This is a genomic window from Actinomadura sp. 7K534, assembly GCF_004348575.1.
GTDB lineage: Bacteria > Actinomycetota > Actinomycetes > Streptosporangiales > Streptosporangiaceae > Spirillospora > Spirillospora livida.
On record NZ_SMKB01000254.1, the window covers coordinates 1 to 9,794 of the forward strand.

Sequence of the window (9,794 nt, forward strand, 5' to 3'; positions counted from 1 at the left end):
CCGCCGCCCCCGCCCCGCCTCGACGGCGGTGCGTCAGGGGGCATCGCCCGCTCGCCTGAGGAGGCACGTTCGCTGATGGCATCGATACAGCAGGGATGGCGGCGCGGGCGCGCGTCGGACGTGGGCGACGAGGGGGAGCGATGATGCACCACACCGCGACCGGTGAGCTGAACTGGCTGCTCAACGACTTCGCCGGGCGGGTGACGGCGGTGCGGCAGGCGGTGATCCTGTCCCGGGACGGCCTGGCCATCGCGGCCTCCACCGACCTGGGCCGCGAGGACGCCGAGCACCTGTCCGCGCTGGCGTCCGGAGTGCAGAGCCTGGCGCGCGGCGCGGGCCGGCACTTCGCCGGCGGGAACGTGCGGCAGACCATCATCGAGATGGATGCGCTGCTGCTGTTCGTGACGGCCGCCGGCGACGGCACCTGCCTCGCCGTGCTGGCCGACGCGGAGGCCGACGCCGGCCTCGTCGCCTACGAGATGGCGGTGCTGGTCAAGCGGGTCGGCCAGCACCTGCAGGCGAGCCCCAGGTTCGGAGCCGAGCACGAGACGGCGGGTGAGGGCTTCGGAAGCGCCGGGGGGACCTCGCCGCGGAGCCGGTGACCGGCCATGGCCTCCTCAGAGCGGTGGCTGGACCGGAAGGCCGGTCCGCTGGTGCGTCCCTACGCCATGACCCGGGGGCGGACCCGTCCCGAGGGCGAGGGCTTCGAGCTGATCGCGGTCGTGGCGGCGACCGGCGTCCCCCCGGGCGACCGGCTGCGCTACAGCCCCGACCACGCGCGGGTGCTGCGCGCCTGCGCGCGCCCGGTGCCCGTGGTCGAGCTGTCGGCCGACCTGGGCCTGCCGATCGGCGTCGTCCGCGTCCTGCTCGGCGACCTGCGGGACGAGGGACTGATCGCGGTGGTCGCCGAGGTGGAGCCCGCCCGGGGCCGCCGCCCACCGAACGGAGTGCTGCGGGAGGTGTTGAATGGCCTACGCGCCCTCTGACGGGACCGGCACGAGCGCCCGTCCCCTCGTCACGACGAAGATCCTGATCGCCGGCGGGTTCGGGGTCGGCAAGACGACGATGGTCGGCTCGATCAGCGAGATCAGGCCGCTGCACACCGAGGAGCCGCTGACCGACCGCGGCGTCGGGGTCGACGACGTGTCCGGCGTCGGCGCGAAGACGACCACGACCGTCGCGATGGACTTCGGGCGGATCACCCTCTCGGAGCAGCTGCTGCTGTACCTGTTCGGCACGCCCGGGCAGGAGCGGTTCTGGTTCATGTGGGACGAGCTGGCCGCGGGCGCGATCGGCGCGGTCGTGCTCGCCGACACGCGCCGGCTGACCGGCAGCTTCGCCGCCATCGACTACTTCGAGCGCCGCGGCGTCCCGTTCGTGGTGGCCGTGAACTGCTTCGACGGCCGGCGCACGCACCGGCCCGAGGACGTCGCGATAGCGCTCGACCTGGACCCGGACGTCCCCGTGCTGCTCTGCGACGTCCGGCGGCGCGAATCATCGAAGGAGGTTCTGGTGGCGCTGATGGAGCACGTGCTGACCTGGCCCGACTCGCCGGACGCGCCGGACGTCCCGCGTCCGCCCGACCGCCGGGAAGCCGCGACGTAGTAGGCTCCCGCACACCCCCGTACTCCACGCATCGGGAGGTTTCCCCCGCATGTCCCGCCCCCGAGTGCCGAAGCAGTGATGGCCGCACCCCGTTTCTCCTCCATCCGGACGAGGATCACGCTGCTGGTCCTCGTCCCGCTGCTGGCGTTGACCTCGCTGTGGGTCCTCCTCACCGGCATGACCTACGGCGACGCGAACCAGCTCCTGGAGAGCAGGAACTTCCAGCAGAAGACCGTGCTGCCCACGCAGCGGCTCATCGACGGCCTGCAGAAGGAGCGGCGCCTGTCGATGTCCTGGCTCGGCGACACCCGGTCGGCCGCCGCGAGCGAGATCCAGGAGCAGCGCAGGGCCACCGACAAGGCGGCCCGGGAGGTCCGCGCCGGCAGCCGCGACCAGGGCATGCGCGAGACGATCATGCCCGAGGTGGTCACCCGCATCGACGGGCTCGTCACCAGGCTCGGCGGCCTCGACGCGCTGCGCCGCAGCGTCGACGGCCGCGCCGCCGGGCGCGGGCACGTGCTGCGCGAGTACAACGAGCTCATCGACGCCGGCTTCGCGATCTACAGCGCGACCGCGCCGGCGGACGGCTCGATAACCGCGCGCGCCCGCACGCTCACCTCGTTCGGCCGCGCCCGCGAGTACATGGCCCGCGAGGACGCCCTGCTGACCGGGGCGCTCGCCGCCGGCCGCATCTCGCCCGCCGAGCGCGCCGAGTTCGCCAAGCTCGTCGGGGCGCACCACACGATCCACGCGGACAACGCCCGCGACCTGCCCGGCCGGTTCCACGCCCGCTACGAGCGGCTGATGAGCGGCCCGCCGGCCCGGCAGCTGATGCGGATGGAGAACGAGGTCATCCACGGCGCCGAGCCGCCCGCGGCGGCCGCCGAGCGCGGGACCGCCGCGGGAGGCGGCGCGCTCCCGGAGGGGGCGCAGGGCGGTGCGCGGGAGGTCACCGTCATCGAGCCCGCCGCCTGGAGCAGCGCGAGCAACGCCGTCCACGGCCAGCTGTTCGAGCTGGAGAACGACGTCCTCGACGACCTCACCCAGCACGCCCAGGGCATCGCGATCGGCACGTTCGCGCGGCTCGCCCTCGCCGGCGGGCTGGGGCTGCTCGCGATCGTGCTGTCGTCGTTCTTCGCCGTCCGGGTGTCCCGGCGGCTGGTCCGCGAGTGCCGCGCGCTCGCCGGCGGCGTGGTCGAGTTCACCCAGCAGCGGCTGCCGCGGCTGGCGGAGCGGATCCGCGCCGGGCGGCCCGCCGAGCCCGAGCCGGCGCCCGAGCTCGACTACCGCATCAACGAGATCCGGCAGATCGCCGAGTCGTTCGACCGGGCCCGCGCGGCCGTCGTGGCGTCGGCCGAGGGCGAGGCCGCGGCCCGCCGCGGCATCAGCGAGGTGTTCGTCAACCTCGCGCGCCGCAACCAGGCGCTGCTGCACCGCCAGCTCAGCCTCCTGGACTCCATGGAGCGCCGCACCGAGGACCCGTCGGAGCTGTCGGACCTGTTCCGGCTCGACCACCTCGCGACCCGGATGCGCCGGCACGCCGAGGGCCTGGTGATCCTCGCGGGCAAGACGGCGGGCCGCGGCTGGCGCCGCCCGGTGCCGCTGGTGGACGTCGTCCGCGGCGCGGTCGCCGAGGTCGAGGACTACCCGCGCGTCCGGGTGCAGCCGCTGCCGCGCGTCGCGCTGCTCGGCTCCGCCGTCGCCGACGTCATCCACCTGCTGGCGGAGATCGTGGAGAACGCCACCACGTTCTCGCCGCCGCAGTCGCCGGTGCGGGTCAGCGGGCACGCGGTCGCCAACGGCTTCGCGATCGAGGTCGAGGACCGCGGCCTCGGGATGACCGAGGAGGCGCTGCGCGCCGCCAACGCGCGGCTCGCCCGGCCGCCGGACTTCGACCCGTCCGACAGCGCGCAGCTCGGGCTGTTCGTCGTGGCGCGGCTGGCCGAGCGGCACGGCATCCAGGTCACGCTCCGCCAGTCCCCGTACGGGGGGACGACCGCGATCGCGCTGATCCCCGCCTCGCTGATCGTGGACGAGCCAGAGACCGAACCGGCCGCGCGGCGCCTCACCGGGCCCATGCAGACGCTGCCGGGCACCGCCCCGGCCCTGTCGGCGTCCAAGCCTGCCTCCGCGGCGGCCCCGGCGCTGCCGGCGGCCGACACGGGCGGCGTCGTCCGCCTGGTCGAGGCCGAGCGGGCCGACGGGCCCGCGACGGAGCAGGCGCCGCGGGCCGAACCGGAGCGCCCGGCGCCCGAGCCCGCCCGGGCGAGCCCGGAGGCGCCCCCGCTGAAGCCGGGCGAGCTGCCCAAGCGCAGGCGGCAGCAGCACCTGGCGCCCCAGCTCAAGCAGCGGGTCGACGAGCACCTGGCCGCCCAGGGCCAGTCGCCGCCGGTGGCCGACCCGCCGCCGGCGGAGCCCGCCCGCCCGCCGCGCGGGCCCGAGCCGGCCGGGATGCCGCTCGGCGCGCCCGTCCCGCCGGACGCGGCGCCCCCGGCGGCACCGGACCGGGCCGCCGGCGACGGCGCGCCCGCCCCCGGGACCGCTCCGGACGAGGACGACCCGCGCTCACCCGAAGCACTGCGATCGATGATGTCCGCCATGCAGCGTGGCTGGCAGCTTGGCAGACAGGACGCGGCCGACGCGGAGGCCGCGCGAGACCCAGCCGACCAGGAGGACGACACCCCATGACAGAGGCCCAGTACCCCGGCGCCGAGGTCCCGGGCGGAGGCGGTGAGCTGGACTGGCTCCTCGACAGCCTGGTCCAGCGGGTCGCCCCGGTGCAGAACGCGGTGGTGCTGTCGGGCGACGGCCTGAAGATGGCCGCGTCCAGCGGGCTGGCCCGCGAGGAGTCCGACCACCTGAGCGCGGTGGCCGCGAGCTTCCAGAGCCTCGCCCGCGGAGCCGGGGAGACGTTCGGCGGCGGGCCCGTCCGGCAGACGATCGTGGAGATGGAGTCGTCGTTCCTGTTCGTCACCGCCGCCGGGAAGGGCGCCTGCCTGGCGGTCCTCGCCTCCGCCGACGCCGACCTCGGGGTCATCGCCTACGAGATGGCGATGCTGGTCACCCGCGTCGGCCAGCACCTGTCGGCCAACCCGCGGGTCGCCGCGGCCGAGCCGGGCGGCGTTTGAGGTGGAGGGGCGAGGCGGCGCCTGGTACGACGAGGCCGCGGGCCCCGTCGTACGTCCGTACGCGCTCACCGGCGGCCGGACGCACTACGACGGCGTCGAGTTCGACCTGGTCGCCCTCATCGTCGCGGTGGAGACCGCCGTGTCCGACGACGACTCGGCCGCACTTCGTGCGTCCCAATGGTCGCCGGAGCCCGAACATGACATGATCCTGGAGCTTTGCCGCACCCCGTTGTCGGTCGCCGAGATAGCGTCGGATCTGGAACTTCCCCTCGGGGTCGTCCGCGTCCTGCTCGGCGACCTGCTCGACCACTCGCTGATCCAGGTCCGGCGTCCCGCGCCGGTGGCGCAGTTCCCCGGCGAGCGTGTACTCAAGGAAGTGATCGATGGAATCCGTGCGCTCTGACGCGGCGGCCGCCCAGGGCGATTCCGCGCTGACGGTCAAGATCCTCGTGGCCGGCGGCTTCGGCGTCGGCAAGACCACCCTGGTGAGCGCGGTCAGCGAGATCCGGCCGCTGCGGACCGAGGAGGCCCTGACCGAGAAGAGCATCGGGATCGACGACACCACGGCCGTCGCGTCCAAGACGACGACGACCGTGGCGATGGACTTCGGGCGCATCACGCTCCCGAACGGCCTCGTGCTGTTCGTGTTCGGGACGCCCGGCCAGGACCGGTTCTGGTTCATGTGGGACGAACTGGCCAAGGGCGCGCTCGGCGCGGTCGTCCTGGTGGACACCCGCCGGCTGGCGGACTGCTTCGCCTCGGTCGACTACTTCGAGCGGCGCGGCGTCCCGTTCATCATCGGCGTCAACCGGTTCGACGGCGCGGGCCACCACTCGCACGAGCAGGTGCGCGACGCCCTCGACCTGTCGCCCGACATCCCGGTCATCAACTGCGACGTCCGCGACCGCGAGGACGCCAAGCGCGTGCTCATCACGCTCGTCGAGCACATCATGCGGACGATGAGCGGCCGCCAGACCGTCAGCTACTAGCGTCGCCCCGCAGGCCCCTGCCCGCTGACCTGGGCAGGGGCCTTCGCATGTCCAGCTTTGTCCTCTGAGTGGAGAAAGTTCGATCACAATCACGAAAAGGTCTTCACAACGCGGCGAAAGCCGGTTACGTTCTCGCCATGAGACCGGGGTCACACCGGCCCGGTCTCGTCCCGGAGGACCTGAGAGGACGGCGTGATGCGCATGTCGGCCCGCCCGCAGAACGTGCATCAGGCACGGCTGCTGCGGCTGCTGCGTGACGAGGGCCCGCGCTCGCGCGCCGAGCTCGGCGACGTGGTCCGGCTGTCGCGGTCGAAGCTGGCCGTGGAGCTGGACCGGCTCGTCGAGCTCGGGCTCGTGGAGGGCGCCGGGCTCGCGGCGTCGCGGGGCGGCCGGCGGTCCGGGATCGTGCGGCTGTCGCCGAACCTGCGGTTCGCCGCCTTCGACGTCGGCGCCACCTCGATCGACGTGGCGGTCACCGACGGCGCGCTGGAGGTGCTCGGGCACGTCAGCGAGGAGTGCGACGTTCGGCAGGGCGCGACCGTGGTGCTCGACCGGGCCCTCGACCTGCTCGGCAAGCTGCGCGACCAGGGGCTGGTCACGCAGGTGCACGGCACCGGCATCGGCGTCCCCGGCCCGGTCAGCTTCCGCGACGGCATGCCGGTCGTCCCGCCGATCATGCCCGGCTGGGACCGCTTCCCGGTGCGGGACGCGATCGGCCAGGAGCTCGGCTGCCCGGTCCTCGTCGACAACGACGTGAACCTGATGGCGCTCGGGGAGCTGCACGCGGGGCTCGCGCGCGCCGTGGACGACTTCCTGCTCGTCAAGATCGGCACCGGCATCGGCTGCGGCATCGTCGTGGACGGCGCCATCTACCGCGGCGTGTCAGGCAGCGCGGGCGACATCGGCCACATCCGCGTCGACGACGACGGGCCGATCTGCGCGTGCGGCAACGCGGGCTGCCTGGAGGCGTACTTCGGCGGCGCGGCGCTCGCCCGGGACGCCGAGGCGGCGGCCAGGTCGGGCCGGTCGTCCCGGCTCGCCGCGCTGCTGGAGACGCACGGGGCGCTGTCCGCCGCGCACGTCGGCGAGGCGGCGGCCGCCGGGGACCCCGTCGCGGTGCAGATCATCCGGGAGGGCGGCCGGCACGTCGGGCAGGTGCTCGCCGGGCTGGTCAGCTTCTTCAACCCCGGCCTCGTCATCATCGCGGGCGGCGTCGCCGGGCTCGGCCACGCGCTGCTCGCCGAGATCCGCAGCGTCGTCTACCGCCGGTCCGCGCCGCTCGCGACCGGCAACCTCCCGATCGTGCTGTCCGAGCTCGCCGGCGCCGCCGGGGTGGTCGGCGGCGCCCGCCTCATCAGCGACCACGTCTTCTCCGCGTCCTGACCCCCTCTCCACCGAGGAGGCCCGATGGGCTCGCCCGAAACCGAACCGCTGCTGCTCATGCGCGGCATCGTCAAGCAGTTCCCCGGCGTCCGCGCGCTGGACGGCGTCGACCTCGACGTCCGGCCCGGCGAGGTGCACTGCCTGCTCGGGCAGAACGGCGCCGGGAAGTCGACGCTGATCAAGGTGCTCGCCGGCGCGCACCAGCCGGACGAGGGCGAGATCGTGTTCGCCGGGGAGCCGGTGCGGCTCGCCGGGCCGAACGCCGCGATGCGCGCCGGGATCGCGACGATCTACCAGGAGCTCGACCTCGTGGACGGCCTGTCGGTCGCGGAGAACATCTTCCTCGGCCACGAGAAGTCCACGCTCGGCTTCACCCGCCGCGGCGACGCCGAGCGGGCGGCGCGCGAGCTGCTCGGCCGGCTCGGGCACGCGGAGATCCCGCCGCGCCGCGAGGTGGGGCGGCTCCCGGCGGCGGGCAAGCAGGTCGTCAGCATGGCCCGCGCCCTGTCGCACGAGGCGCGCCTGCTGGTGATGGACGAGCCGTCCGCCGCCCTCGCCCACGACGAGGTCGGCAACCTGTTCCGCATCATCCGCGAGCTGACCGCGGCCGGCGTCGCGGTGATCTACATCTCGCACCGGCTGGCGGAGATCCGGGAGATCGGCGACCGGGTGACCGTCCTCAAGGACGGCCGGGCCGTCGCCGTCGGGCTGCCCGCCCGGATCACTTCCACCGACCAGATCGTGTCGCTGATGACCGGCCGGGACGTCGAGTACGTGTTCCCGGAGCGGCCCGAACCCGTGGCGGAGGAGGACAGGCCCGAGGTGCTCCGGGTCGAGCACCTGACGCTCCCGGGCTCCTTCGAGGACGTCTCGCTCAGCGTCCGCGCCGGTGAGATCGTCGGGCTCGCGGGGCTGGTCGGCTCCGGCCGCTCCGAGATCCTGGAGACGGTCTACGGCGCGCGGCGCCCCGCGCGGGGGCGGGTGCTGATCGACGGCCGCCCGGTCCGCCCCGGCGACACGGGCGCGGCGGTGCGGCGCGGCATGGGCATGGCGCCGGAGGAGCGCAAGAGCCAGGCGCTGCTGATGAACGAGACCGTCGCCGGGAACGTCACCGTCGCCGGGCTGTCCCGGTACGCCTCGTTCGGCTGGCTCGACCGGCGCCGCGAGACCGCCGACGTGCGCCGGCAGATCGAGGCGCTCGACATCCGGCCGCCCGACCCGGCCCGCCCGGTCGTGACGCTGTCGGGCGGCAACCAGCAGAAGGTCGTGCTGGCGCGCTGGCTGCTCGGCTCCGCCGGGCTGCGGCTGCTGATCCTGGACGAGCCGACCCGCGGCGTGGACGTCGGCGCGCGCGCCGAGCTGTACGCGGTGATCCGCGAGCTGGCCGGGCGCGGGATCGGGGTGCTGCTGGTGTCCAGCGAGGTCCCCGAGGTGCTCGGGCTCGCCGACCGGGTCCTCGTCGTCCGCGAGGGGCGGGTCGTGCACACCGGCGACGCCCGCGCGCTCGACGAGGCCACCGTGCTCAACATGATCATGGAAGGGAGCGCCCTGTGACCGAGACGAGCCAGGGGTCCGGGGGATCGGCCCCCCGGACACCGCCGGAAGGCAGGGAGGCGCGCGGGCCGGACGGCCGGCTCGTCTCGCTGGCCAAGCGCGTCCCGGTGGGCAAGGGCCCGGGCGGCCCGCGGCCGCCGGCCGGCACTGGAGCCGCCGCGGTGCGGGGGCCGGGGGAGATCCGGCACCTCGGGCTGGTCGCCGCGCTGGTGCTGCTCGCCGGCGTCGGCCTGGCGACCCAGCCGGAGAACTTCGCCACGTCGGGGAACGTGGTCGCCATCCTGGTGCTCGCCGCGACCATCGGCGTGATCACCGTCGGGCAGACCTTCGTGATCATCGGCGGCGGGATCGACCTGTCCGTCGGATCGGTGATGGCGCTGGCGTCGGTGTGGGCGACGACCGTGGCGACGCAGTCGTACGGGCCCGCGGTGATGGCGCTGTGCGCGATCCTCGTCGGGACCGGCACGGGCGTCGTGTCCGGGCTGCTGATCAGCTACGGGCGGCTCGTCCCGTTCATCGCCACGCTCGCGATGCTCGTCGCGGCGCGGGGGCTGGCGCAGCGGATGTCGGACCGCAAGACCCAGCTGATCCGGCCCGAGAACGACGCGCTCGTGGCGCTCTCCACCACCCGGGTGCTCGGGCTGCCGCTGGTCGTGTACATCTTCGCGGCCGTCGCGTTCGCGGGCTGGCTGCTGCTCAACCGCACCACGTTCGGCCGCCGGACGTTCGCGGTCGGCGGCAACCCCGAGGCGGCGCGGCTGGCCGGCATCGACGTCCGCCGGCACACCCTGGCGCTGTACGCGCTGTCGGGGTTCTGCTGCGGCATCGCCGCGCTCATCATCATGGCGCGGACCACCACCGGTTCCAGCACGCACGGCGACCTGTACGAGCTGGACGCGATCGCCGCCGTCATCATCGGCGGGACGCTGCTCACCGGCGGGCGCGGCACGGTCGTCGGGTCGATCCTCGGCGTCCTGATCTTCACGCTCATCACCAACCTGTTCATCCTGAACGGCCTGCAGACCAGCGACCAGCTGATCGCCAAGGGCGCGATCATCGTGGCCGCCGTCCTGCTGCAGCGCCGCGGGCTCCGCTCGCCCACCTGACCCCCTTCACCCCTGTCTCTTATACACTT

General features: G+C 74.2%; 10 protein-coding genes. All 10 read left to right on the forward strand.

Annotation, left to right across the window (positions count from 1 at the left end):
* Positions 1 to 140: 140 nt before the first annotated feature.
* The 10 genes from E1266_RS31485 to E1266_RS31530 all read left to right on the forward strand — a co-directional run bounded on the left by E1266_RS31485 (position 141) and on the right by E1266_RS31530 (position 9,765).
* Positions 141 to 602, forward strand: a complete 462-nt coding sequence (locus E1266_RS31485; RefSeq protein WP_207946026.1) for a roadblock/LC7 domain-containing protein — start codon at positions 141 to 143, stop codon at positions 600 to 602.
* A gap of 6 nt (positions 603 to 608) precedes the next feature.
* Positions 609 to 986, forward strand: a complete 378-nt coding sequence (locus E1266_RS31490) for a DUF742 domain-containing protein (protein WP_132053270.1) — start codon at positions 609 to 611, stop codon at positions 984 to 986.
* Positions 967 to 1,605: an ATP/GTP-binding protein gene (locus E1266_RS31495; protein ID WP_132053272.1), complete on the forward strand. Its 639-nt coding sequence runs from the start codon at positions 967 to 969 to the stop codon at positions 1,603 to 1,605. Before E1266_RS31490 ends, E1266_RS31495 begins: the two co-directional genes overlap by 20 nt.
* A gap of 78 nt (positions 1,606 to 1,683) precedes the next feature.
* The gene (locus E1266_RS31500; RefSeq protein WP_132053274.1) at positions 1,684 to 4,293 is read left to right on the forward strand and encodes a nitrate- and nitrite sensing domain-containing protein; all 2,610 of its coding nucleotides are present in this window, start codon (positions 1,684 to 1,686) and stop codon (positions 4,291 to 4,293) included.
* The gene (locus tag E1266_RS31505) at positions 4,290 to 4,733 is read left to right on the forward strand and encodes a roadblock/LC7 domain-containing protein (protein ID WP_132053276.1); all 444 of its coding nucleotides are present in this window, start codon (positions 4,290 to 4,292) and stop codon (positions 4,731 to 4,733) included. The genes E1266_RS31500 and E1266_RS31505 overlap by 4 nt, the downstream gene beginning before the upstream one ends.
* 1 nt (position 4,734) lies before the next feature.
* Positions 4,735 to 5,136, forward strand: a complete 402-nt coding sequence (locus E1266_RS31510; RefSeq protein ID WP_132053278.1) for a DUF742 domain-containing protein — start codon at positions 4,735 to 4,737, stop codon at positions 5,134 to 5,136.
* Positions 5,117 to 5,722 (forward strand): ATP/GTP-binding protein, encoded by a 606-nt coding sequence (locus E1266_RS31515; protein WP_132053280.1) that lies wholly within the window; start codon positions 5,117 to 5,119, stop codon positions 5,720 to 5,722. Before E1266_RS31510 ends, E1266_RS31515 begins: the two co-directional genes overlap by 20 nt.
* 195 nt (positions 5,723 to 5,917) lie before the next feature.
* A complete protein-coding gene (locus tag E1266_RS31520; RefSeq protein WP_207946027.1) occupies positions 5,918 to 7,105 on the forward strand; it encodes an ROK family transcriptional regulator in 1,188 nt (395 codons plus the stop codon).
* A 24-nt stretch (positions 7,106 to 7,129) separates the two neighbouring features.
* Positions 7,130 to 8,659, forward strand: a complete 1,530-nt coding sequence (locus E1266_RS31525; RefSeq protein WP_132053282.1) for a sugar ABC transporter ATP-binding protein — start codon at positions 7,130 to 7,132, stop codon at positions 8,657 to 8,659.
* Positions 8,656 to 9,765: an ABC transporter permease gene (locus E1266_RS31530; RefSeq protein ID WP_243719118.1), complete on the forward strand. Its 1,110-nt coding sequence runs from the start codon at positions 8,656 to 8,658 to the stop codon at positions 9,763 to 9,765. Before E1266_RS31525 ends, E1266_RS31530 begins: the two co-directional genes overlap by 4 nt.
* The last annotated feature ends 29 nt before the right edge of the window (positions 9,766 to 9,794 follow it).

Coding starts and splice junctions, on each gene's coding strand:
- E1266_RS31525 (WP_132053282.1), top strand. CDS start 7,130: ATGGGCTCGCCCGAAACCGAACCGCTGCTGCTCATGCGCGGCATCGTC.
- E1266_RS31505 (WP_132053276.1), top strand. CDS start 4,290: ATGACAGAGGCCCAGTACCCCGGCGCCGAGGTCCCGGGCGGAGGCGGT.
- E1266_RS31495 (WP_132053272.1), top strand. CDS start 967: ATGGCCTACGCGCCCTCTGACGGGACCGGCACGAGCGCCCGTCCCCTC.
- E1266_RS31490 (WP_132053270.1), top strand. CDS start 609: ATGGCCTCCTCAGAGCGGTGGCTGGACCGGAAGGCCGGTCCGCTGGTG.
- E1266_RS31500 (WP_132053274.1), top strand. CDS start 1,684: ATGGCCGCACCCCGTTTCTCCTCCATCCGGACGAGGATCACGCTGCTG.
- E1266_RS31515 (WP_132053280.1), top strand. CDS start 5,117: ATGGAATCCGTGCGCTCTGACGCGGCGGCCGCCCAGGGCGATTCCGCG.
- E1266_RS31520 (WP_207946027.1), top strand. CDS start 5,918: ATGCGCATGTCGGCCCGCCCGCAGAACGTGCATCAGGCACGGCTGCTG.
- E1266_RS31485 (WP_207946026.1), top strand. CDS start 141: ATGATGCACCACACCGCGACCGGTGAGCTGAACTGGCTGCTCAACGAC.